At 74.7% G+C, this 22,466-nt stretch carries 19 protein-coding genes and 1 pseudogene; 7 read left to right on the plus strand and 13 right to left on the minus strand.

The genetic code is table 11. The features are described 5' to 3' along the window. Positions 1-1,475 (minus strand): annotated as a pseudogene (locus MRBLMG1_RS31075) (DNA-binding protein); the annotation flags it as partial. A 94-nt stretch (positions 1,476-1,569) separates the two neighbouring features. Here MRBLMG1_RS31075 and MRBLMG1_RS31080 point away from each other — a divergent pair. Beyond that, positions 1,570-2,592: a hypothetical protein gene (locus MRBLMG1_RS31080; RefSeq protein WP_367827494.1), complete on the plus strand. Its 1,023-nt coding sequence runs from the start codon at positions 1,570-1,572 to the stop codon at positions 2,590-2,592. Between the two features lie 28 nt (positions 2,593-2,620). On the opposite strand, the gene MRBLMG1_RS31085 is transcribed toward MRBLMG1_RS31080, so the two are convergent. From MRBLMG1_RS31085 to MRBLMG1_RS31095, 3 genes are all read right to left on the minus strand, one after another. Continuing rightward, positions 2,621-3,439 carry an ABC transporter ATP-binding protein gene (locus tag MRBLMG1_RS31085; RefSeq protein ID WP_367827495.1) on the minus strand — a complete coding sequence of 273 codons (819 nt, stop codon included), beginning with the start codon at positions 3,437-3,439 and terminating at the stop codon, positions 2,621-2,623. Next, positions 3,436-4,524 carry a FecCD family ABC transporter permease gene (locus MRBLMG1_RS31090; RefSeq protein WP_367827496.1) on the minus strand — a complete coding sequence of 363 codons (1,089 nt, stop codon included), beginning with the start codon at positions 4,522-4,524 and terminating at the stop codon, positions 3,436-3,438. Before MRBLMG1_RS31090 ends, MRBLMG1_RS31085 begins: the two co-directional genes overlap by 4 nt. A 149-nt stretch (positions 4,525-4,673) precedes the next feature. Next, positions 4,674-5,678 carry a FecCD family ABC transporter permease gene (locus MRBLMG1_RS31095; protein ID WP_367827497.1) on the minus strand — a complete coding sequence of 335 codons (1,005 nt, stop codon included), beginning with the start codon at positions 5,676-5,678 and terminating at the stop codon, positions 4,674-4,676. Between the two features lie 102 nt (positions 5,679-5,780). Between MRBLMG1_RS31095 and MRBLMG1_RS31100 the strand changes: the two genes are divergently transcribed. Beyond that, positions 5,781-6,404 (plus strand): HAD family hydrolase, encoded by a 624-nt coding sequence (locus MRBLMG1_RS31100; RefSeq protein WP_367827498.1) that lies wholly within the window; start codon positions 5,781-5,783, stop codon positions 6,402-6,404. On the opposite strand, the gene MRBLMG1_RS31105 is transcribed toward MRBLMG1_RS31100, so the two are convergent. Continuing rightward, complete coding sequence (locus tag MRBLMG1_RS31105) at positions 6,392-6,670, minus strand: hypothetical protein (protein ID WP_367827499.1); 279 nt, start codon at positions 6,668-6,670, stop codon at positions 6,392-6,394. The genes MRBLMG1_RS31100 and MRBLMG1_RS31105 overlap by 13 nt on opposite strands. Before the next feature lie 141 nt (positions 6,671-6,811). Between MRBLMG1_RS31105 and MRBLMG1_RS31110 the strand changes: the two genes are divergently transcribed. Further along, complete coding sequence (locus MRBLMG1_RS31110) at positions 6,812-7,195, plus strand: cold-shock protein (protein ID WP_033211384.1); 384 nt, start codon at positions 6,812-6,814, stop codon at positions 7,193-7,195. Between the two features lie 4 nt (positions 7,196-7,199). On the opposite strand, the gene MRBLMG1_RS31115 is transcribed toward MRBLMG1_RS31110, so the two are convergent. The 4 genes from MRBLMG1_RS31115 to MRBLMG1_RS31130 form a co-directional block, all read right to left on the minus strand. After that, on the minus strand, positions 7,200-8,054 hold the full coding sequence (locus MRBLMG1_RS31115) for a 1,4-dihydroxy-6-naphthoate synthase (RefSeq protein WP_367827500.1): 855 nt from the start codon (positions 8,052-8,054) through the stop codon (positions 7,200-7,202). Further along, the gene (locus MRBLMG1_RS31120; protein ID WP_367827501.1) at positions 8,051-8,797 is read right to left on the minus strand and encodes a futalosine hydrolase; all 747 of its coding nucleotides are present in this window, start codon (positions 8,795-8,797) and stop codon (positions 8,051-8,053) included. The genes MRBLMG1_RS31115 and MRBLMG1_RS31120 overlap by 4 nt, the downstream gene beginning before the upstream one ends. Before the next feature lie 7 nt (positions 8,798-8,804). Then, complete coding sequence (locus MRBLMG1_RS31125; RefSeq protein WP_367827502.1) at positions 8,805-9,284, minus strand: DUF2771 domain-containing protein; 480 nt, start codon at positions 9,282-9,284, stop codon at positions 8,805-8,807. 97 nt (positions 9,285-9,381) lie between these two features. Further along, positions 9,382-10,761, minus strand: coding sequence for an MFS transporter (locus tag MRBLMG1_RS31130; protein WP_367827503.1), 1,380 nt, complete (start codon positions 10,759-10,761; stop codon positions 9,382-9,384). Positions 10,762-11,266: 505 nt separating this feature from the next. Here MRBLMG1_RS31130 and MRBLMG1_RS31135 point away from each other — a divergent pair. Together MRBLMG1_RS31135 and MRBLMG1_RS31140 are read left to right on the plus strand one after the other, a co-directional pair. Further along, on the plus strand, positions 11,267-12,196 hold the full coding sequence (locus tag MRBLMG1_RS31135; protein ID WP_367827504.1) for a DUF3027 domain-containing protein: 930 nt from the start codon (positions 11,267-11,269) through the stop codon (positions 12,194-12,196). A gap of 199 nt (positions 12,197-12,395) precedes the next feature. After that, the gene (locus tag MRBLMG1_RS31140; protein ID WP_367827505.1) at positions 12,396-15,551 is read left to right on the plus strand and encodes a sacsin N-terminal ATP-binding-like domain-containing protein; all 3,156 of its coding nucleotides are present in this window, start codon (positions 12,396-12,398) and stop codon (positions 15,549-15,551) included. A 117-nt stretch (positions 15,552-15,668) separates the two neighbouring features. On the opposite strand, the gene MRBLMG1_RS31145 is transcribed toward MRBLMG1_RS31140, so the two are convergent. Both MRBLMG1_RS31145 and MRBLMG1_RS31150 read right to left on the minus strand, forming a co-directional pair. Beyond that, on the minus strand, positions 15,669-16,472 hold the full coding sequence (locus tag MRBLMG1_RS31145; RefSeq protein ID WP_367827506.1) for an ABC transporter permease subunit: 804 nt from the start codon (positions 16,470-16,472) through the stop codon (positions 15,669-15,671). Then, on the minus strand, positions 16,472-17,422 hold the full coding sequence (locus MRBLMG1_RS31150; RefSeq protein ID WP_367827507.1) for an ATP-binding cassette domain-containing protein: 951 nt from the start codon (positions 17,420-17,422) through the stop codon (positions 16,472-16,474). The genes MRBLMG1_RS31145 and MRBLMG1_RS31150 overlap by 1 nt, the downstream gene beginning before the upstream one ends. Positions 17,423-17,555: 133 nt before the next feature. Here MRBLMG1_RS31150 and MRBLMG1_RS31155 point away from each other — a divergent pair, with 133 nt between their 5' ends. Continuing rightward, positions 17,556-18,839, plus strand: coding sequence for a sensor histidine kinase (locus tag MRBLMG1_RS31155; RefSeq protein WP_367827508.1), 1,284 nt, complete (start codon positions 17,556-17,558; stop codon positions 18,837-18,839). Then, positions 18,836-19,501 carry a response regulator gene (locus tag MRBLMG1_RS31160; protein WP_367827509.1) on the plus strand — a complete coding sequence of 222 codons (666 nt, stop codon included), beginning with the start codon at positions 18,836-18,838 and terminating at the stop codon, positions 19,499-19,501. The genes MRBLMG1_RS31155 and MRBLMG1_RS31160 overlap by 4 nt, the downstream gene beginning before the upstream one ends. A gap of 15 nt (positions 19,502-19,516) precedes the next feature. Here MRBLMG1_RS31160 and MRBLMG1_RS31165 read toward each other — a convergent pair whose 3' ends face one another. Further along, entirely contained in the window at positions 19,517-21,925 is a 2,409-nt protein-coding gene (locus tag MRBLMG1_RS31165; protein ID WP_367827510.1) for an HAD-IC family P-type ATPase, read from the minus strand. A gap of 204 nt (positions 21,926-22,129) precedes the next feature. Continuing rightward, complete coding sequence (locus MRBLMG1_RS31170) at positions 22,130-22,435, minus strand: DUF2530 domain-containing protein (RefSeq protein WP_367827511.1); 306 nt, start codon at positions 22,433-22,435, stop codon at positions 22,130-22,132. Positions 22,436-22,466: the final 31 nt, after the last annotated feature.

A 22,466-nucleotide genomic window follows, 5' to 3' on the forward strand; every position in this document is an offset into this window, starting at 1 on the left:
GGCCCGCCGTCCGCCGTGTCGTGCGCGCCGCCCGCCGGGCGCGGAGGACCGGCCGGGGCGACCGGGGCCGACGGCGCCGCGCCCCGCAGCGGACGCTCCCAGCGGAGCCGGGCGAACAGCGTCTCGGGGTCGGCGGCGGCGCCCGGCGGGAGCGTCGCGAGGAGTTCGAGGACCCGGTGCCTGACCTCGGGCGCGGACGCGCGGTCCAGGTCGGGGCCGAGGGCGGCGAGCGTGCGGCCCTTGGAGTCCTGGTCGCCGATCAGACCGGGCGTTCGGGTCGCGGTGAGCCAGGGCGCGACGAGCCGGGCCCAGCGCTCGGCGGGCGGCAGGTCCAGCCAGTCGTCGTAGGCGGGCGTCGGCGCGTACCGTTCGTCGGCCTCGCCGTCCGAGGCGAGCAGCCCCGCCCCGTACGCCAGCTCCAGCCAGAACGCGGTGGTCTCCTCCGTGACGTCCAGCGCCGCCGCGGTCCGCTTGAGGTCCCGTACGGCGAGCCCGCCGGCGCGCAGCACCTGCGGGCCGCCCTGGTCCCAGGACTTCAACAGGTCCTCGACGGTCGCGAGCGCCGCGTGCGCCTGCCCGGCGGCGGCACTGTCCACCACCTGTGGACGGTACTCGCGCAGCACCACAGGCTGCGGCGCCACCGGCTCCGGCGCCCGGTGCGCCCGCCCGCCCCGCAGGTGCAGCGCCACCTCGCGCGGCAGCACCATCGTCCGCGGCGACACCGGGAGCAGCAGCCCCCGGTCACGCAGCCAGCGGACCGGCGGCGCCGGGTTCGCGCTCACCTCGCCGTACGGCGGACCCCACACCAGCCGGTCGAGCACGGTCAGCGCCTCCGGGGCCGCCGTGTCGAGCAGGTCGCCCATCCGGGCCCGGTCGGTGAACAGCTCCGTGAGGGCCGCCACCGCCGACACCGGATCGTGCGTCGGCGGCAGACCGGCCGCCGCGATGATCTCCTGCACCCGCCCCGGCGACATCCCGGCCGTCGCCTCCGCGACCGTCGGCCCGAGCCCCGTCGGCGACGGATGCTGCGCCGACGGCGCGAGGAGCTCCCGCGCCGTGCGCACGAGCCGCAACCGGTCGTCCTCGCCCCACACCAGCGCCTGCTCGCGCAGCAGCGCCACCGCACCCGGCAGCGCCGCCTCGATCTCCGCGTCGCCCTCGTCGCCGGTGAGCAGTCCCAGGAGCAGGGCGTACGGGGCCGGGTCCGGGGCCACCGCGAGCGCTTCGGCCGTCTGGAGAGCGAACCGGTCGAGCCGCTCCAGGGCCCGCACCACCGAGCCGCGCGTCCCGGCCCGCGTCGCCAGCTGCGTCAGGTCGTTCGGGACCGGGTTCAGGAGGTCCGGGCGGGCGCGCAGCAGCGCCGCCAGCCCATCGTCGCCCCGCGCCCGCAGCGCCTCCGCGAGCGTGCGCGGTGCCCCGCCGGTGCCAGTTGCCTCGGCCACGTGCGCCTCCCGGTCGAGCTCACCGATCCCCATCCGCCCCACGTTAGCCCCAATCCGTACGCCTGAGCCCGCCGCACAGGCGCTAACGTCGGCCCGTACCGGGCGAACCGGCCGTGGAGGGGGCACCGTGGGCATCGAGAGCGACCAGCTGGTCTACGACTATCTGAGCCGGGTCGGCGACCTGGCCCAGCAGCAGCACCTCCCCGCGAGCGACCGCAGGCGCCTCGTCTCCGGCCTCCGCGACGAGATCGACCGCCGCCGCTCCACCCACGGCGAGGAGAGCCCCGCCGCCGTCCGCGCCCTCCTCGGCTCCCTCGGCACCCCCGACGAGGTCGTCGGCCGCGCCGGCTCCCCGGGCGAGCCCCCGGCCGAGCGCCCGGTCCCCCGACCCCGCCCGGCCGACGGCGAGGAAGCGGGCGCGGGCAAGAGCACGGGCGCGGGGAGGACCACGGCTGCGGGCACGGGCACGGACCGCACCGGCGACGGCCGGCGGAGAACCGAAGACGCCGCCCCCACGCCCGGCAGAGCGAGGAAGGACTGGTGGCAGAAGGAAGCCGCCGCTGCCGACGACGACGAGCCGCCGGTCTTCGCCGGCGGGATCGAGCGTCTGGACCTCTTCGCACCACCCGAGGAGGACGACGAGGAGACGACCGGCGAGACGGCCGGGGAGCCCGCTCCGGGGAAGCGCCGCCGCCTCGCCCGTGTCCTCCGGCTCCGCAAGAGCACCGCCCCCGGCCCCGCCGCCGAGGACGAACCGGACGCCGGGGAGGAACCGGACGCCGGGGACGGGGTGGCCCTGCGCCCCCGGATCCGCCTCGGGAACCCGTTCGTGCTGCTCGCCGCACTCCTCCTGCTCGGCGGGGCGGTCTTCGGATCGCTCGTCGCGCTCGCCGCCGGCTGGCTCCTCGCCTACGCCTCCCGCCGCCTGACGCCCACCGAGGCCAAGACCGCGGTCCTGGTGATCCCGGGCCTCGCCGCCACGGCCGCCGGCTTCTGGCTGTGGGGCCGCGTCGGGGGCCGCTGGGGCGAGCCGGTGGCCCAGGGCGGCGAGGCGCTCGGCGCCGCGATCTCCGAGACGTGGCCCTGGACCCTCAAGAGCGCCGCGGTCGCCTCGGCGCTGTTCCTGCTCTGGCGCTCCCGCAGGTACTGACGCCCCTCCGGACCCCCGGATCTCCGGCCTACAGGACGGCGTTCCCCACCGGCTCGTCGGCGTGCCACGGCGTCCCCGGGACCACCAGCGGCGACCCCGTCACCGGGTCGGGGACGACGACGGACTCCAGGCCGAAGACGTCCCGGACGAGCTCCGCCGTCACGATCTCCCCGGGCGGACCCTCGGCGACGACCCGGCCGGCCTTCATGGCGACGAGGTGGTCGGCGTAGCGGGCAGCCTGGTTCAGGTCGTGGAGGACGAGGACGACGGTGCGACCGCGGAGCCGGTTGAGACGGCGCACCAGGTCGAGGACCTCGACCTGGTGCGAGATGTCCAGGTAGGTGGTGGGCTCGTCGAGCAGGAGGAGGTCGGTCTCCTGCGCGAGGGCCATCGCGATCCACACCCGCTGGCGCTGGCCGCCGGACAGCTCGTCCACGGACCGGTCGGCGAGGGCGGCCACGTCCGTACGGGCCATGGCGTCCACGACGGCCCGCTCGTCCTCCTCCGACCACTGCTTCCACCAGGCCTGGTGCGGCTGCCGGCCCCGGGAGACGAGGTCGGCGACGGTGATCGCCTCGGGCGCGACCGGCGTCTGGGGCAGCAGGCCGATCGAGCGGGCGATCCGCTTGGTGGGGAGCTTCGCCAGCTCCTCGCCGTCCAGGAGGACCGCGCCGCCCGCCGGCTTGAGGAGCCGCCCCAGCGCCCGCAGGGTGGTCGACTTGCCGCAGGCGTTGGGGCCGACGATCACGGTCACCCGCCCGTCGGGGATCGCCAGGTCGAGCGCGTCGACGACGGTCCGGTCCTCGTAGGCGAGCGTCAGCCCGCGCGCGGTCAGCCTGCTGCTCACGCGTTACCTCCTGCGGTACGGCTCCGGACGATGAGCCAGATCAGATACGGGGCGCCGACGGCCGCCGTGAGGACACCCACGGGCAGTTCGACGGGGGAGAACAGCCGCCGGCCGAGCAGGTCGGCGACGACCACGACCACCGCGCCCGTGAGCGCGGAGCAGAGCAGCGGGATCTGCGCCGTCCGCGTCATGCGGCGGGCGATCTGCGGGGCGAGCAGGGCCACGAAGTCCACCGGCCCCGCGACGCCCGTCGCCACCGACGCGAGGACCACGCCGACGGCCACCAACCCGAGCCTGACCCGTCCGAGCCGCACGCCGAGCGCGGTCGCGGTGGAGTCGTCCAGGGACACCGTCCGCTGCGCGCGGGCCGCCCACAGCACCGCGGGCAGCATCAGGAGCAGCGTCCAGCGGATCGGCGCCGACTCGTCCCAGCCGCGCCCGTTGAGCGAGCCCGTCATCCAGATCTGGGCCTGCTGCGCGACGAGGTAGTCGCCCTTCGTCATGAACAGCGTGATCAGCGACCGCAGCGCGATGGCGAAGCCGATGCCGATGAGCACGAACCGGGTCGCGTGCAGCCCACCGCGCCAGGCGAACACGTACACGAGCGCGGCGGCGAGGACACCGCCCGCGATCGACAGGTACGGCAGCACGGCGTACGAGGTGAGACCGAAGGTCATCGCGGCGACCGTGACCGCCCCCGCGCCCTGGCTGATGCCGATGATGTCGGGGCTGGCCAGCGGATTGCGCGCCACGGTCTGGATCAGGGCCCCCGCGATCCCGAAGGCCGCGCCGACGGCGAGGGCGACGACCAGCCGCGGCTCGCGCAGCTCCTCCACCACGAACGCGGACGGCGACGTCTGCCCGAGGAGGATCCGTACGACCTCCGACGGCTCGACGAACCGCTCGCCGACGCAGAGGTACGCCACCGAGGCCGCCGCCAGGAGCACCAGCAGGCCCGCGGCGACGACCGCCGAGCGCCGGTGCACGAGGAACGAGCCCCGCCCGGCGCGCAGCAGCCCGTACCCGGCGGGACGGACCCGGGCGCGGGTCCCGGCGGGCGTCCCGGCGCGGCCGTCATGGGACACGGAGGAGGCGGCGGAGGCGGCGGAGGCGGAGTCGGAGGGAACAGGAGAGACAGGAGAGGCAGAGGAATCGGGAGAGGCAGGGGACGCGGGAGAGGCAGGGGACGCGGGGGCGGCAGAGGAATCGGGGGAGGCAGGGGAAGCGGGGACCGTCATGCCGGCACCGCCTTCCGGCGCACCAGGGTCACCAGGAACGGCACCCCGATCAGCGCGGTCATCACCCCGGCCGGGATCTCCCCGGGCGGGAACACGACCCGGCCGGCGACATCGGCCACGAGCAGCATCACGGGCCCGATGAGCGCGGCCATCGGCAGCACCCAGCGGTGGTCGGAGCCGACCACGGCCCGCGCGATGTGCGGGACGGCGAGGCCGACGAAGGCGACGGGCCCGGCGGCGGCCACCGCGGCCCCCGTGAGGACGGTCGCGCCGAGCCCGCCGACGATCCGGACGGTCGCGACCCGCTGCCCGAGGCCCTTGGCGACGTCCTCGCCGAGCGCGAGCGCGTCGAGGCCGCGCGCCACCGACAGCACGAGGACCGCGCCGAGCAGCAGGAAGGGCCAGATCCGGCCCACCATCTCGGCGTCGCGCCCGTCGAGCGAGCCGATCTGCCAGAACCGGAACTCGTCGAGCGCCGACGCCCGGGTGGTGAGGACACCCGTGGTCACGGACAGCAGCAGCGCGTTGATCGCGGCCCCGCCGAGCGCCAGCTTCACCGGCGTCGCGCCGCCGCGCCCGCCGGACGCGATGGCGTAGACGGCCACGGAGGCGAGCGCGGCGCCGGCGAACGCGAACCACACGTACCCGCCGATCCCGTGCACCCCGAGGAAGGCGATGGCGAGCACCACGGCCACCGAGGAGCCCTGGCTGATGCCGAGGATGCCGGGGTCGGCGATCGGATTGCGGGTGATGCCCTGGAGGGCGGTGCCGGCGAGCGCGAGCGCCGCGCCGACCATCAGGCCGATGGCCGTACGGGGCACCCGGAGCTGTCGTACGACCTCGGCGTCGGGGCTCGTCCCGCCGTGCAGCAGGGCGTCGAACACGGTCGAGGGCGCGATGGCCCTGGCCCCCACGGCGAGGCTGAGGAGTACGGCGACGAACAGGGCGACGACGGCCGCCGACGTCGCGAGGACCCGTCTGGAGGGGAATGCGGGGGACATGGGTGACCCATCGGGGGGAGTGCGGGTTTGGTAAGGCTTGGCTCAGTGTAAGCAGCACCCATATTCGAACACCCCGGGCCGGAAGTCCTCCAGAATGGCCCCATGACCCAGACGCCCGAGAAGCCGCTCACCGTCGGCTTCGACCTCGACCTGACCTTGCTCGACACCCGCCCGGGCATCAAGGCGGCCTACCTCGCCTTCTCCGCCGAGACGGGCGTCCCGATCGACGCCGACCTCGTCGTGAGCCGCCTCGGCCCGCCCCTGGAGCAGGAGATGGCGCACTGGTTCCCCGCGGACCGGGTGACCGAGATGACCGCCCGCTACCGCGCCCTGTACCCCTCGTACGCGATCGAGCCCACGGTCCCCATGCCGGGCGCGCGGGACGCCATCGACGCCGTCCGCGAGGCGGGCGGCCGCACCATCGTCGTCACCGCGAAGAACGGCCCGCACGCCGAACTGCACCTCAAGCACCTCGGCATCGAGCCCGACGCGGTCGTCGGAGGCCTCTGGGCCGAGGGCAAGGCGGAGGCGCTGCGCGCCCACGGCGCCCAGGTCTACGTCGGCGACCACGTCGGCGACGTCCGCGGCGCGGCCACCGCCGGCGCCGTATCGGTGGCCGTGGCCACCGGCCCGTGCGCCCCCGACGAGCTCCGCGAGGCCGGCGCCGACGTGGTCCTCACGGACCTGACGGACTTCCGTGCCTGGTGGGACGCCTACCGCGGCTGAGCCGCCGCGGCCGAAGCCTCCCGGGCCTGCCGCCGCTGTGCCGCGATCGACCGCAGCACCCCGGCGGCGGCGACGGCGAATCCGACGCCCATCAGCATCGAGACCGTGTACGCCACGGTGGGGAACGGGTCGCTCCCCAGGAACAGCGGAGCCACCGTGACCAGCGTCGCTACCGCGCCGATCGCGAACAGCACGACACCGGCCTTGACGAGTCCGTCACCGGGGGCACTGTCGTTCACCGGCACGGCGGGGGTTTCACTACGCATCCCGCCAGGGTAGTTCCCAGGCCGGAGGAACACTCCGGCGCCGTCGTGTCGACGGCCCCCGGAGCACTAGCCTTGGCGTCGGCGGGTCGAGCGACCCGCCGTTTGCCATCCCCAGCGACGAGTACGAGGACGAGGACAGACGTGCCTACCGGCAAGGTCAAATGGTTCAACAGCGAGAAGGGCTTCGGCTTTCTCTCCCGTGACGACGGCGGCGACGTCTTCGTCCACTCGTCGGTGCTCCCTGCCGGAGTCGACGCACTGAAGCCGGGTCAGCGGGTGGAGTTCGGAGTGGTCGCGGGTCAGCGCGGCGACCAGGCGCTGTCCGTCGCCATCCTCGACCCGACCCCGTCGGTCGCCGCGGCGCAGCGCCGCAAGCCCGACGAACTGGCGTCCATCGTGCAGGACCTGACGACACTCCTGGAGAACATCACGCCCGCCCTGGAGCGTGGCCGCTACCCCGAGAAGACCCAGGGCAAGAAGATCGCCGGCCTGCTCCGCGCGGTGGCGGACCAGCTCGACGTCTAGACCCCTACGGGAACGACAGCGCGTCCGGTGCGAGGGGCGGTACGAGCCCCTCGGCCGCGGCGCGGGTGAGCAGCCCGCGGACCGCCGCGTAGCCGTGCTCGCCCAGGTCCGCGGTGAACTCGTTGACGTACAGACCGATGTGCTGGTCGGCGACCTTCGGATCCATCTCCTGGGCGTGCTCCAGGACGTACGGACGCGAGGCCTCCGGGTCGTCCCAGGCCATCCGCACGGACGTGCGGGCGGCCTCGGCGAGCCGCTCCAGCGTCTCCGCGCCGAGGGAGCGGCGGGCGACGATCGCGCCGAGCGGGATCGGGAGCCCGGTCGTGGACTCCCAGTGCTCGCCCATGTCGGCGAGGCAGTGCAGACCGTAGCCCTTGTAGGTGAATCGGGCCTCGTGGATGACGAGCCCCGCGTCGACCCTGCCGTCGCGCACGGCGGGCATGATCTCGTGGAACGGCATCACGACGACGTTCCCGACCCCTCCGGGCACGGACTCGGCCGCCCAGAGCCGGAACAGCAGGTACGCCGTCGAGCGCTCGCTCGGCACCGCGACCGTCTTCCCCGCGAGGTCCGCGCCCGACCCGGCCTCCCGGGTGAGGACGAGCGGCCCGCAGCCCCGGCCGAGGGCGCCGCCGCACGGCAGCAGCGCGTACTCGTCGAGGATCCACGGCAGCACGGCGTACGACACCTTCAGGACGTCGTGGTCGTCGGTGCCGCCCTCCGCCCAGCCGTTGGTGACGTCGATGTCGGCGAAGGTCACGTCCAGCCGGGGCGCGTCGGCGACACGGCCGTGCGCCCACGCGTCGAAGACGAACGTGTCGTTCGGGCAGGGCGAGTAGGCGATCTTCAGCTTGGTCACGAAGGCTCCACGAAGACGGTGCTGAGCAGCGCGAAGGCGCGCCGGAGCGCGTCCAGGGCCTCCCCGATGCGCCAGGCGGCGCGGTCGCGCGGCCCGACGGCGTTCGACACGGCGCGGATCTCCACGACGGGCACGCCGTACGCGGCGGCGGCCTCGGCGACGCCGAAGCCCTCCATCGCCTCGGCGGCCGCCCCCGGGTGCCGTCCGGCGAGCTCGGCGGCGCGCCCCGCGGTCCCGGTGACGGTGGAGACGGTGAGGACGGGCCCCACGGTGTGCGCCAGGCCCCCGGCGCCCAGGGCTGCGGAGAGCCGGTCGGTCAGGGCCTCCGCCACGGGATGCGCGGACCGCCCGAAGCCGAGCTCCTCGACGGTCAGGTACCCGTCGGGCGTCCGGGCCCCGAGGTCCGCCGCGACGACGGAGTCGGAGACCACGAGGGTCCCGACCGGTGCCACGGGTTGGAACCCGCCGGCGATCCCGGCGGACACGACGAGGTCGTAGCCGCCGTCCGCGTCCCGGATCGCCGCACACGCCAGGGCCGTGCCCGTCGCGGCGGCGACGGCGGCGGGTCCGACCCCGCCGGTGAGGACGTCGGCGCGGACGGCGCCGACGGTGTGACGGCGCAGGGCGAAGCCCCCCGGCAGCGGGAGGTGCTCGGGGCCGTCGAGTCCGCTCAGGCCGAGCCCGGCGGAGACGGAATCCGCCTCCGCCGCCACGGCCGTCACGATCAGGATCCGGTGGGCCACCGGCGGATCAGGATTCCTTCTCCAGCTGGAAGTGCCAGATGCCCGTGAGCGTCTTGCCGGTGTTCTCGACGATGGTCACCTGGGTCTTGTCGGTGGCCTCGCCGGTCTGGGAGGAGAAGAAGGCGCTGGCCGGGATGGTCCGGTACGTCTTCTTGTACGGCTCCGGCTCGGCCTGCTGGCCACCGAGGAAGATCGTCCAGCCGCGGTCCGCGATCTCCGGGTCCACGCCGAAGCGGATCTTGTCGTCCGAGGCGACGGTGATCGTCTTCTCGGCCTTCTTGTTGAGGCACTGCTGGATCTGCGACTCCTTGATGGGGTCGCCGTTGTTGTAGCAGGCGGCCTCGGAGTGGACCGATTCGGTCCCGACCGTCAGGGTCGCGAGCGGAGTCGGCTTGTCGCAGGCGGAGAGTACGAGGAGCCCGGCGGAGACGGCCCCGAGGGCGACGGCGGCCCGGCGGCGCGAGCCGGTGAAGAACGCAACGGTCATGAGCCGAAGGCTATCGGGCCGCCGCGCCCGCGCCACGCGGGGGTACGGCGTGCCGCCTCCCGGTACCCCTCCGGCCCCGCGGCGACGTACGCCCCGGCTACCCCACCCGCGCCTTGGGGCGGCCCTTGGGGTCCGCACGGTGGCGGGCCGCGCCGAGGAGGCCGCGGACCGCGAGGAGCGCGCCCACGGCGAGGATGCCGGCCGCGACGGCCATGCCGAGGGTGCCGTTCAGGGGCAGGGCGATGCCGATGCCGCCGCCCACCACCCACGCCATCTGCAGCGCCGTCTCGGAGCGCGCGAACGCCGACGTCCGCACCACCTCCGGCACGTCCCGCTGGATCAGCGCGTCCAGGGACAGCTTCGACAGGGCCTGGGTGAGGCCCGCGGTCGCCGTGAGGACGGCGACCATCAGGCCGCCGAAGAAGATCGCCGCGCAGACGGCCGTACCGAGCACGATGCTGATCATGGCGGCGATGATCACCTCGGGGCCGTGGCCCCGGTCCCGGAGCAGCGAGCCCGCCGCCGTGCCGCACGCGTTACCCACGCCCGCCGCGACCCCCACGATCCCGAGCGAGACGGCCGCGCTCTGCCCCGAGAGCGGATGCTCCCGCAGCAGGAACGCCAGGAAGAAGATCAGGAAACCCGACAGCATGCGCTGCGCCGCGTTCGCCTCCAGGCCGTGCAGCACCGACGGGCCGACCGTCCGCAGGCTCGGCTTCCGCTCGCCGTGCGTCAGCAGGTGCGCCCGCCGCTCGCCCTTCGCCGAGTCCACCTTCGGCGGCATCCGCAGCGCCCAGAACGCGCCCAGCAGGAACAGCGCGCACGCCCCGTACAGCGGCCAGCCGGGACCGACCAACTGGAGCCCCGCCCCGATGGGCGCGGCGATGCCGGTGGCGAGCAGCCCGGCCAGGGTCACCCGCGAGTTGGCTTTGACCAGCGAGAAGTTCGGTGGGAGCAGCCGCGGCACCACCGCGCTGCGCACCACCCCGTACGCCTTCGACGCCACGAGGACCCCGAGCGCCGCCGGATAGAGCTCCAGGCCGCCGGTCGCCACCGCTCCCGACATCATGATCGCGAGCACCGCCCGGGTCAGCATCGCGCCGGCCATCGCGGCGCGCCGGCCGTGCGGGAGGCGGTCGAGGAGCGGTCCGATCACCGGCGCGAGGAGCGTGAAGGGGGCCATCGTGACGGCGAGGTAGAGGGCCACCCGGCCGCGGGCCTCGTCCGTGGGCACGGAGAAGAAGACCGTCGACGCGAGGGCCACGGTGATCATGACGTCCCCGGCGCCGTTCACGGCGTGCAGCTCGATCAGCTTCCCGAGCCCGGACTCGCCCGCGCCGTGCGCGTGCGTGGCCTTCCTGATGCCCCTCGCCGTCCCCGTGAACGGCAGGTGCAGGGCACGCCCGACCGCCCGGCCCGCTCGGCGGAGCGGTCCGGCATGATCTTCGGATCGTGCGGGGGACCGTGCGGCTGCCACTCCGTCATAGTGCCCCACCCGCACCCCTGACGAACCGTGCCACGACGGCGAAGACCCCACGGAACCCCCGCGACGGGCACCCCCCACCCGTGTCCGGCGGCCGTGATCAGGGCCGTACCGGACCCGCGAACCCGGCCCTGACCCGGCCGTACGGGGGTCGGCGGACGTCCGCGATCCGGGCCGTACGGGGCCGGTGACGGTCCGCGAACGGGGTCGCGCGCGCCGCTCCGCGCGTCCGCGATCCGGGCCACTTGGGACGGGCAGGTGGGCGGAGGCCCGCGAACGGGGTAGCGTGCGTAGCGCGTCACCGGCGGAAGCTCTCGGCCGCGCGCCTCTTCGGCATCCCGCAGAATGGATGGCGATAGGTGTGCCCGAGACACGCGAGACAGGTCGGGTGCGCGGACGTCGATGCGGCCCACAGGTCCGCTCCGCCCGCCGCCCGTGGCTTCGCTCCCGCCCCTCGGCCGGCGCACCCGTGAGACGGCGTAGGAGAGAAGCGAGACCTGTGAGTGCTGCGACGACGCGAAGCGGTACCCCGCGTACCCCGCGAGCCACGCGTACCCCCGACCGCCTGTGCGTCGAGGCCGTAGACCTCGCGCGAGAAGCCGCCGAGGAGGCGGCCGCGCCCGGCATCGTGGGCGCGCACGTCGACGTGGTCGCGGAGGGCGACCGGGTCGTCACGCACTACTTCGAATCCAAGGAACCCGGCTACCGCGGCTGGCGCTGGGCCGTGACGGTCACCCGCGCCTCCCGCGCCAAGAACGTCACGCTTGACGAAACCGTCCTGCTGCCCGGCGCCGACGCCCTCCTCGCCCCCGAGTGGGTGCCGTGGAGCGAGCGGCTGCGGCCCGGCGACATGGGCCCCGGCGACCTCCTGCCCACCGAGCAGGACGACCTGCGCCTGGAACCCGGCTACTCCGGCGAGGACGCGCCGCCGCCGAACTCCGTGGTCTCGGAGGAGCTGGCGGACCACCTCGACGCCGAGGACGCCGAGATCGTCACCCGCACCCCCTCCCGGGGCGCCATCGCCGCGGTCGCCGACGAACTGGGCATGCGCCGCGCCCGCGTCCTGTCCCGCTACGGCCTGCACATGGCCGCCGACCGCTGGGACGAGGCCTTCGGCGCCAAGACGCCCATGGCCCAGGCGGCCCCCGCCGCCTGCGAGTCCTGCGCCTTCCTGGTGCCGCTGGCCGGCTCCCTGAAGCAGGCCTTCGGCGTCTGCTCCAACGAGTTCTCCCCCGCGGACGGCCGCGTCGTCTCCCTCGCCTACGGCTGCGGAGGCCACTCGGAGGCCGCGATCATGCCGAAGCCCCCGCGCCCGGCGCCCCCGGTCCTCGACTCCATGGCCGCCGACGCCTTCCCCCTGCGTCCCGCCAAGGACTCCGGCTCCACCACCGAACCGGACGCCGCCTTCGAGGACCTCGGCCACTCGTAAGGGGTGTCCCGCCGGGCGGGCCGGGTACGCGGGACCTGAACGACACGGCACCGCCGGCGCCCGTACGGGCTCCCCGGGACGTGCTTCCGCGCGCCCCGGGCCCGGACGTGCCCCGGCGTTCTGGGCAGGGCGGAGCACGGTACCTTCGGGCCCCGGACCTTCGGGTCCGGCACCACCGCCCGCAGCACCGCCCCGCAGAGTGGAGTCAGACGTGAGCGTCAGCGTCCGGACGACGACCGACGGAACCGACCCCTTCGGCACCGCACGGCTGCGGCGGGGCGTGCTCGACGCCTGGGGCGCCTCACCCGCCCGGTTCCGCGAGGACGCCAACGCCGAAGAGGACCTCGCACTCGGCGGCTACCGCGACCGGCTCGTCGTCGAACTGGCCCAGAACGCCGCCGACGCCGCCCACCGCGCCGGCGTCACCGGCCGCCTCCGCCTCACCCTGCACCCGGCGGACCACGAGGGCCCCGCCGTCCTCGCCGCCGCCAACACCGGCGCCCCGCTGGACGCGACGGGCGCCGAGTCGCTGTCCACGCTCCGCGCCTCCGCCAAGCGCGACCAGGGCGGCCCGGACGGCCAGGGCGCCGTCGGCCGCTTCGGCGTCGGCTTCGCCGCCGTCCTCGCGGTCAGCGACGAGCCCGCCGTCCTCGGCCGCCACGGCGGCGTCCGCTGGTCCCTCGCGGAAGCCCGCGAACTGGCCGCCGAAGCCGCCCGGTACAGCCCGGGCCTCGGCGACGAACTCCGCCGCCGCGACGGCCACGTCCCCCTCCTGCGACTCCCGCTGCCCGCCGAGGGCACCGCCCCCGACGGCTACGACACCGTCGTGGTCCTCCCGCTGCGGGACACCGCAGCCCAGGACCTCGCCGAACGCCTCCTCGACTCCGTCGACGACGCCCTGCTCCTCACGCTCCCCGGCCTCGCCGAGATCGTCGTGGAGACGACCGAGGGCGTACGGACCCTCCGCCGCTCCGAGGACGACGGCTACGTCCGCATCGACGACACCGCCACCGGCACCCACCGCTGGCGGACCGTCTCCCACAGCGGCCCGATCGACGCCGCCCTCCTCAAGGACCGCCCGGTCGAGGAACGCCTCCGCCCCCACTGGACCGTCACCTGGGCCGTACCCGTCGACGGCGAAGGGGCCCCGCGCTACCCCCGTACCACCCCCGTCGTGCACGCCCCCACGCCCACCGACGAGCCCCTCGGCATCCCCGCCCTCCTCATCGCCTCCCTGCCGCTCGACACCGCCCGCCGCCACCCCGCGCCGGGCCCGCTCACCGACTTCCTGGTGCAGCGCGCGGCCGACGCGTACGCCGAACTCCTCGCCGCGTGGCACCCGGTGACGACCGCCACCCTCGACCTCGTCCCCGGTCCGCTCGGCAAGGGCCCCCTCGACGGGGCCCTGCGCGAGGCGATCCTCGACCGGCTCCCGAGGGTCGCGTTCCTCGCCCCCGCCGCCCCCTCCGAGGAACTGCCCGCACTCCGCCCCATCGAGGCCGAGGTCGTCGAAGGCGCCGGCGCCGAGACCGTCGCCGTCCTCGCCGAGGTCTTCCCGACCCTCCTCCCGGCGGGCCTCGAACGCCGGCCCGAACTCCGCACCCTCGGCATCGGCCGCGTCCCCCTGACCGAGGCCGTCGACCGGCTCGCCGGCGTCGACCGGGCCCCGAGCTGGTGGTGGCGCCTCTACGACTCCCTCGCCGGCGTCGACCCCGACCGCCTCACCGGCCTCCCCGTACCGCTCGCGGACACCGCCGACGCCACCCGCGTCCGCACCACCATCGGCCCCCGCCAGGTCCTCCTCCCGCAGGACCGCACCCCCGCCGAACTCACCCGCCTCGGCCTCAAGGTCGCCCACCCCGAGGCCGCCCACCCGCTCCTGGAGAAGCTCGGCGCCCTCCCCGCCACCCCCCGCGCGGTCCTGACGACCCCGCAGGTCCGGGCGGCCGTCGCGGCCTCCCTCGACGCGGGCGAGATCTGGGACGAGGACGCCGACACCCTCGACGCCGAGGAACTCGCCGACACGGTCCTCGCCCTCGTCCGGGACGCCGAACTCGACCCCGGCGACGAGCCCTGGCTCGGCGCGCTCGCCCTCCCCGACGAGGACGGCGAACTCTCCCCGGCCGGCGAACTCGTCCTCCCCGGCTCGCCCTTCGCCGCCGTCATGCGCCCCGACGAACTCGCCCACGTCGACTCCGAACTGGCCGCCCGCTGGGGCGAGCGCCCGCTCGCCGCCTGCGGTGTCCTCGCCACCTTCGCCCTGGTCCGCGCGACCGACCTCGTCCTCGACCCCGACGAGGTCGAACCCCGCGAGGGCGACTACCCCGAATCCGACGACGCCGGCCTCCTCGACGCCGTCGACGTGTGGTGCGAGGACGTCCTCGACCGGCTGCCCCCCACCCCGGTGCCGCCGGTCGCCACGGAGATCGTCGCCGTACGCGACCTCGACCTCGTCGACGACGACTGCTGGCCCATGGCCCTCGCGCTCCTCGCCCAGCCGCCCCTCCGCGACGCCCTCACCCAGCCCGTCCGCGTCCTCCTGCCGGACGGCACCACGGAGACCGTCCGCCCCTACACCGCCTGGTGGCTGCGCGACCACCCCGTCCTCGACGGCCGCCGCCCCGCCGGACTCCGCGCCGAGGGCTCCGACCCCCTCCTCGCCGGCCTCTACGACTCCGCCGACGCGACCGGCTTCGACGACGAACAGGTCCTCCGCGCCCTCGGCGTCCGCACCTCCGTCGCCGCCCTCCTCGACGAACCCGGCGGCGCCGCCGAACTCCTCACCCGCCTGGCCGACCCCTCCCGCGAGGTCACCGCCGTCCAGCTCCACGCCCTCTACACCGCGCTCGCCGACCTCGACCCCGAGCAGGTCACCCTCCCCGACGAGCTCCGCGCCGTCGTCGACGGCACCCTCGTCGTGGTCGACGCCGCCGACGCCCTCGTCGCCGACGCCCCCGACCTCCTCCCGCTCACCGCCGGCACCCCCCTGCTCCCCGTCTCGCCCTCCCGCGCCGCCGACCTCGCCGACCTCCTCCAGGTCCGCCGCCTCAGCGAAGCCGTCGAAGCCGAAGTCACCACCGTCGGCGAGGAACACGACGTCCCTCCCTCCGTCCACGCCCTCCTCGGCCCCGCCACCCCCGCCTCCTACATCGAGCACGACGAACTCCGCGCCGCCGGCGTCGAACTCGACTGGCGCCACACCCCCGACGGCGTCCTCCACGCCTCCACCCTCGAAGGCGTCGCCGCCGGCCTCTCCTGGGCCGCCGGCCAATGGCCCCGCCGCTTCGAAGTCGCCGCCCTCCTCGAAGACCCCTCCCGCACCACGGAACTGGCCCGAGACCGCTGGTTCGACTGACGGACGACTGACGGGCGCCGGGGCCCGTGCCGCCCGATCGGAGGAGGCGGAACCGGAAGGGGGCGGGCCCGGAAGGGGAGCAGGCCCCGAAGGGGAGCTGACAGGGCCCGACACCCCCTAGACGTCCCGGCGGTGGACCACGAACAGGGCCACCGCCACCGCGCCCAGCGACCAGGCCGCGTACACGGCCCACGCCCCGCCGGCGGTCCACGGATAGTCCACCGGCACCGGCGACACCCCCACCTCCGTGAGCCGCTTCCACGCGCCCTGCGGCAGCGCGTGCAGCAACGTCGCACCCCAGCGGTCGCGTTCGTCCATCAGGGCCGGCAGGAGGAGCAGCACGCCGGCGAGGGCGACGATCGTCGTCGCCGTGTGCCGCAGCAGCGCTCCGAGGCCGAAGCCGGCGAGCGCGCACACCGGTGCGAGCAGCGCGGAGGCGACCACCGCCCGCGGCGCGCCCTCGTCGCCGATCGCCATACCGGCGCCCCGGCCGTCGAGGACGCCCTGCGTGACGGCGAACGACACTCCCGCGACCAGCACCCCGTACACCAGCATCACGGCGGCGAGGACGAGCGCCTTCGCCGCGACGACGGCCCGCCTGGCCGGGACGGCAGCGAACGTCGTGCGGATCTGGCCCGTGCCGTACTCGCCGACGATCACCAGCGCGCCGATGGCGCCCGTCGCGAGCGTGAACACCATCGCCCCGCCCAGCGTGAACGCGTCGCGCATGGCCCAGATGGGCACGAAGAGTTCCCTGATGCCGTCCGGATAGCGCGGATAGTTGCGGTAGTCGGCGAAGGCCGCGTTCACGTTGACGCCGAGCGCGGCGACCGCGCCGACGACGAACGCCCACGGCGTGGAGCGCAGCGACCAGAGCTTGATCCACTCGGCGGCGAGGAGATCACGGAAGCGGGCTTTCATCAGCGGTACTCCACACTGTCGGCGGTGAGCTCCATGAACGCCTCTTCGAGGGAAGACGCGTTCGTGGCCAGTTCGGCGAGCGGAACACCGTGCCGGAAGGCGAGAGCTCCGACCCGGCCCGCCTCCGCCCCGGCCACGGTGAGGACTCCGGCCGCCTCTTCGCCGGGCCGTACGGGCGCCCCCTCCGCCATCCGTACGGTCAGGCCCTCGGACGTCAGGACGGCGGCGAGGCCCGGGGCGGCGGCCGGGTCGACCGTCCGCACCGTCACGCTCCGACGGGTGCCGCGCGCGGCGAACTCCGCCAGGCTCTCGGCGGCGATCAACGCCCCGCGGCCGATGACGACGAGGTCGTCGGCGGTGTGCTCCATCTCGCTCATCAGATGACTGGAGACGAACACCGTGCGCCCCTCGGCGGCGAGCCGCCGGAACAGGCCGCGCGCCCACCGCACGCCCTCCGGGTCCAGGCCGTTGACGGGCTCGTCGAAGAGCAGCACGGGCGGGTCGCCGAGCAGGGCGGCGGCGATCCCCAGGCGCTGCTTCATGCCGAGCGAGTAACCGCCGATCCGCCGGCGCGCGGCCTCGGCGAGGCCGACCTCGTCGAGGACCTCGCCGACCCGGCGCCGCGCGATGCCGTTGGTGCGGGCCAGCGCGGCCAGGTGGGCCTCGGCGGTCCGGCCGCCGTGCACGTCGTGCGCGTCGAGCAGCGCCCCGACGTGCCGCAGCCCGCGCGGCAGGCCGCGGAACCGCCGCCCGTCGACCGTGGCGCTCCCCGACGTCGGTTCGTCGAGACCCAGCACCAGCCGCAGGGTCGTGGACTTCCCGGCCCCGTTGGGCCCGAGGAACCCGGTCACCTTCCCGGGCCGCACGGTGAAGCCGAGCCGGCAGACGGCGAGGCGGCCTCGGCCTCGGCGACCGCCGTAACGTTTGGTCAGTTCGTGGACTTGGATCATGTGGGCCACGGTGCCGGGGCGGCACCCCACGGCGCATCGGCTCGCCGGCCACAACCGGAGGCGGGACGGTGGCCCGGGGGCGTACGCCCGCGGGCCGATGCCCGGGCGGCGGGCCGCGCCTACGATCACAACCATGCCCGCCGCCCCCACTCCGACCGAACGCCCGCCCGGCGGGCGCGTGTCGACGGTCCTCGCCTGGTGCGCGGCCGCCGCCCACCCCTTCGTCCTCCTCCTCGCCCTGCGAGCGGGGCCCTACCGCTCCAGCGAGCTGCGGCTGTTCCTCTCCGCCGTCGCCGTGGGCCTGACCCTGCCCCTGGCACGCCGCAGCCCGCTCGCGGCACTCGGACTGCTGCTCGCCGGACTGCTCGCGGCGGCGACCACCCGGCCGGACGCCGTGCTCCTGTACGTGCCGGTGCTCGCCGCCGACGCCGTCGTCGGACGGATCGCCGCCCTGCGTCCGCTCCGGATCCTGCTGCCCGCCGCGCTCGGCGCGCTCGCCGTGCAGACCGCGGCCGCCACCTACACCACCTCGGGGCAGGACGTCTTCGTCAGCACGGTCGTCGCCCTCGCCCTCGCCCTGCTCACCGCCGGGCTCCTCGGCCGGTCCGTACGCGAGCGCCGCACCCACGCGGCAGAGCTGCGCGCCGCCGCCGCCGCGGAGGCCGTCACCGAGGAGCGGCTCCGCATCGCCCGCGAACTCCACGACGTGATCGCGCACAGCATCGGTGTCATCGCCATCCAGGCCGGCGTCGGCCGCCGGGTCATCGACACCCAGCCCACCGAGGCCCGCAACGCCCTCGCCACCATCGAGACCACCAGCCGGGAGACCCTCGCCGGCCTGCGCCGCACCCTCGGCGCGCTGCGGTCCTCCGCGAAGGACTCCCACGGCCCGGCGCCCCGCGACCCCGCGCCCGGCCTCGCCGACCTGGAGCGGCTCGCCGCGTCGACCGCGGACGCGGGCGTACGGGTCGACGTGCGGCGCATCGGGGACCTCGGGAACCCGGCCCGGCCCCTGCCCCCGGAGGTCGACCTCGCCGCCTACCGGATCGTCCAGGAGTCCCTCACGAACGTCGTACGCCACGCCTCCGCACCGACCTGCCGGGTCACCGTCGAACGGAGCCGGGACACCCTTCTCATCGAGATCGCCGATGGCGGCGCGGTGGGGCCCGGTGGCCCCGTCGAAGTCGCCGGCGCCCCGGCGAGCCCCGCCGTCCTCGTCGACGTCACCGATGAAGGCCCCGCGACGCCGGCCGGCCCCGCCGTCCGGAGCGGCGGCTACGGCATCGTCGGCATGCGGGAGCGGGCCGCACTTCTCGGCGGCCGCTTCTCCGCCGGTCCGCGCCCCGGCGGAGGCTTCCACGTGACCGCCCTGCTGCCGCTGCCCGCCGCCCACCCGGAAGGACCCCGCACCCCGTGAGCCCGCAGATCAGCGTCCTCCTCGTCGACGACCAGCCGCTGGTCCGGGCAGGCCTCCGCGTGCTGATGGCCGACAGCCCCGACCTGCTCGTCGTCGGCGAGGCCGGCACGGGCACCGAGGCCGTCGCCCTCGCCCGCGACCTCCGCCCCGACGTCGTCGTCATGGACGTCCGCATGCCTGGCATGGACGGCATCGAGGCCACCCGCGTCGTCACGGCGGGCCCCGATTCCCCCCGCGTCCTCGTCCTGACGACCTTCGACGACGACGAGTACGTCTACGGCGCCCTCCGTTCCGGCGCGAGCGGGTTCCTCGTCAAGGACATGGCCCTCGACGACATCCTCGCCGCCATCCGCGTGGTCGCCGCCGGCGACGCCCTCATCGCGCCGGCCGTCACCCGCCGCCTCATCGAGGACTTCGCCGCCCGCCCCGCCCCCGGACCCCCGCCCCCTTCAGCCCCCACGCCCCTCCCCGAGATCACCGCCCGCGAGCGCGAAGTCCTCACCCTGGTCGCCCGCGGCCTCTCCAACCCCGAGATCGCCCGGCACCTCCACATCACCCCCGCCACCGCCAAAGCCCACGTCGCCCGCCTCTTCTCCAAGCTCCAGGCCCGCGACCGGGTCCACCTCGTGATCCTCGCCTACGAGGCGGGCCTGGCCCCCTGACGGCCGCCGCCCAGGTCAGGCCGGGAATCTGTGGTCCACCCAGCGCCAGGTGAGTTCGAGGAGGAGGGCGCCGGCGGCGGCGATGGCGACGGCGGTCCAGGGCATGGTGACGCCGACGAGTTTGAGGGCGAAGAAGTCCTGGAGCCAGGGGACGACGAGGACGAGGAGGAAGGCGCCGGCCATGGTGGCGACGAGGGTGAGGCGCCAGAGGGTGTAGGGGCGGGCGATGATCGCGAGCACCCACATGGAGACGAGGAAGAGGGTGAGGGTGGCGGCGCTGGTCTCGGCCTGGAGGGCGCCGGTGCCGCTGTAGTGGTGGCGGGCGAGGAGGTAGGTGGTGAAGGTGGCGGCGGCGGCGATGACGCCGCCGGGGATGGCGTACCGCATGACGCGCCGGACGAAGTGCGGTCGGGCGCGCTCCTTGTTGGGGGCGAGGGCGAGGAAGAAGGCGGGGACGCCGATGGTGAGGGTGGAGAGGAGGGTGAGGTGGCGGGGGAGGAAGGGGTACTCGACCTGGGAGCAGACGACCAGGACCGCGAGGAGGACCGAGTAGACCGTCTTGGTGAGGAACAGGGTGGCGACGCGGGTGATGTTGCCGATGACGCGGCGGCCTTCGGCGACCACCGACGGGAGCGTGGCGAAGGAGTTGTTCAGCAGGACGATCTGGGCGACGGCCCGGGTCGCCTCCGAGCCGGAGCCCATCGAGACGCCGATGTCGGCGTCCTTGAGGGCGAGGACGTCGTTGACGCCGTCGCCGGTCATGGCGACGGTGTGGCCGCGGGACTGGAGGGCGGCGACCATGTCGCGCTTCTGCTGCGGGGTGACGCGGCCGAAGATCGCGTTCTCGTCGAGGACCTTCGCCATCTCCTCCCGGTCGGTGGGGAGGGTGCGGGCGTCGACGGTGTCCGCCGCGCCCGGCATGTCGAGCTTGCCGGCGACGGCGCCGACGGAGACCGCGTTGTCGCCTGAGATGACCTTGGTGGCGACGTTCTGCTCGGCGAAGTAGGCGAGGGTGTCGGCGGCGTCGGGCCGGAGCCGTTGTTCGAGGACGACGAGGGCGGTGGGGCGCGCGTCGGCGGCGACCTCGGGGGAGTCGAGCTCGTGGGACGTACGGGCGAGGAGGAGCACCCGGAGGCCCTGCTGGTTGAGGTGGTCGATCTCGGTGAGGGCGGGGTGGTCGGCCTTGAGGAGGACGTCGGGGGCGCCGAGGAGCCAGGTGGAGTTCTCGCCGTTGCCTTCGCTGAAGGCGGCGCCGCTGTACTTGCGGGCGGAGGAGAACGGCAGGCTCTCGGTGCAGCGCCACTCCACGGTGTCCGGGTAGGCGTCGATGACGGCCTGGAGGGAGGCGTTGGGGCGCGGGTCGGATTCGCCGAGGGCGCCGAGCACCTTCCGTACGTACGTCTCGTCGCCGCCGTCGAGGGTGCGGAGTTCCGTGACGTCCATGCCGCCTTCGGTGAGGGTGCCCGTCTTGTCGAGGCACACGACGTCGACGCGGGCGAGGCCCTCGATGGCGGGCAGCTCCTGCACGAGGCACTGCTTGCGGCCGAGCCGGATCACGCCGACCGCGAAGGCCACGGAGGTGAGGAGGACGAGGCCCTCCGGGATCATCGGGACGATGCCGCCGACCGTGCGGGCGATGGCGTCCTTGACGTTGTCGTCCTTGACGACGAGCTGGCTGATGACGAGCCCGATCGCGGTGGGGATCATCATCCACGTCACGTACTTGAGGATCGTGGAGATGCCGTTGCGCAGTTCCGAGTGGACCAGGGTGAAGCGGGACGCCTCCTCGGCGAGCTGGGCGGCGTACGCCTCGCGGCCGACCTTGGTGGCGGTGAAGGCGCCGCCGCCGGCGACGACGAACGATCCGGACATCATGCGGTCGCCGGGTCTCTTCACCACCGGGTCGGCCTCGCCGGTCAGCAGGGACTCGTCGATCTCCAGGCTGTCGGCCTCGGCGACCACGCCGTCGACGACGACCTTGTCGCCGGGTCCGAGCTCGATGAGGTCGCCGAGGACGATCTCGGAGGTGGACAGTTCGGCGGCGCGGCCGTCGCGCCGGACGGTGGGTTTGGCCTCGCCGATGACGGCGAGGCCGTCGAGGGTCTTCTTGGCGCGGAGTTCCTGGACGATGCCGATGCCGGTGTTCGCGACGATCACGAAGCCGAAGAGGCTGTCCTGGATCGGCGCGACGACGAGCATGATCACCCAGAGCACGCCGATGATCGCGTTGAAGCGGGTGAAGACGTTGCCGCGGACGATGTCGGTGGTGGAGCGGGAGCTCCGCAGGGGTACGTCGTTGACCTCGCCGCGTGCGACACGTTCGGCGACCTCGGCGGAGGTGAGCCCGGCGGGGTGGTGCACGACGGGGGGCTCCGCCGCCTCGATTCCGCCGCCGCCCGTGTCGATCTTCGCCCGCTGAGTCATGTTTTCGACGGTACGGCCGGATTCGACCGTTCACCTGCCGAGCAGGGCGAAGTGCGGACCAGGGGAGGACGGGAATCGTCCCCTGGTCTTACGCGGGACCCGTTGGTCTTACGCGGGACCCGTCGTGGGCCGCAGGGCGGGAATCGTCCCTGGCCTTACGTGGGGACCCGCCGTGGGCGCAGGCCCGTCTTGCGCGGGCCCGTCCTACGCGAGGTCGTCGCCGGTGGGTCGCGGTGCGTCCGCTTCGGCCGCTTCCGCCGCCCGGGCCGCCGCGTGCCGCTTGATCGCCGCGTCCCGCTTCCGTACGTACCAGATGCCGATCAGGCCGAGTCCGGCGCCGGCCAGGCAGGTCCACACCCATGAGGTGAGGTCGCGGTCGGCGAACCAGCCGTAGAAGGGGACCTGGACGAGGAAGAGGGCGAACCAGAGGATCGTCCCGCCGGTGATGGTGGCGACGACGGGCCCTTCCAGGGGCTCGGGTGCCTCGTGCTTCGGTGTCCACTTCGCCATGGGCTCAGTCTAGGTGGCGCGAATTCGCACC

Source organism: Streptomyces sp. LMG1-1-1.1 (assembly GCF_040815545.1).
GTDB lineage: Bacteria > Actinomycetota > Actinomycetes > Streptomycetales > Streptomycetaceae > Streptomyces.

Excerpts from the sequence above, each read along its gene's own strand:
- MRBLMG1_RS31095 (WP_367827497.1), bottom strand. The coding sequence starts at position 5,678 with ATGTCCCCCGCATTCCCCTCCAGACGGGTCCTCGCGACGTCGGCGGCC.
- MRBLMG1_RS31100 (WP_367827498.1), top strand. The coding sequence starts at position 5,781 with ATGACCCAGACGCCCGAGAAGCCGCTCACCGTCGGCTTCGACCTCGAC.
- MRBLMG1_RS31105 (WP_367827499.1), bottom strand. The coding sequence starts at position 6,670 with ATGCGTAGTGAAACCCCCGCCGTGCCGGTGAACGACAGTGCCCCCGGT.
- MRBLMG1_RS31125 (WP_367827502.1), bottom strand. The coding sequence starts at position 9,284 with ATGACCGTTGCGTTCTTCACCGGCTCGCGCCGCCGGGCCGCCGTCGCC.
- MRBLMG1_RS31145 (WP_367827506.1), bottom strand. The coding sequence starts at position 16,472 with ATGAAAGCCCGCTTCCGTGATCTCCTCGCCGCCGAGTGGATCAAGCTC.
- MRBLMG1_RS31150 (WP_367827507.1), bottom strand. The coding sequence starts at position 17,422 with ATGATCCAAGTCCACGAACTGACCAAACGTTACGGCGGTCGCCGAGGC.
- MRBLMG1_RS31155 (WP_367827508.1), top strand. The coding sequence starts at position 17,556 with ATGCCCGCCGCCCCCACTCCGACCGAACGCCCGCCCGGCGGGCGCGTG.
- MRBLMG1_RS31165 (WP_367827510.1), bottom strand. The coding sequence starts at position 21,925 with ATGACTCAGCGGGCGAAGATCGACACGGGCGGCGGCGGAATCGAGGCG.
- MRBLMG1_RS31170 (WP_367827511.1), bottom strand. The coding sequence starts at position 22,435 with ATGGCGAAGTGGACACCGAAGCACGAGGCACCCGAGCCCCTGGAAGGG.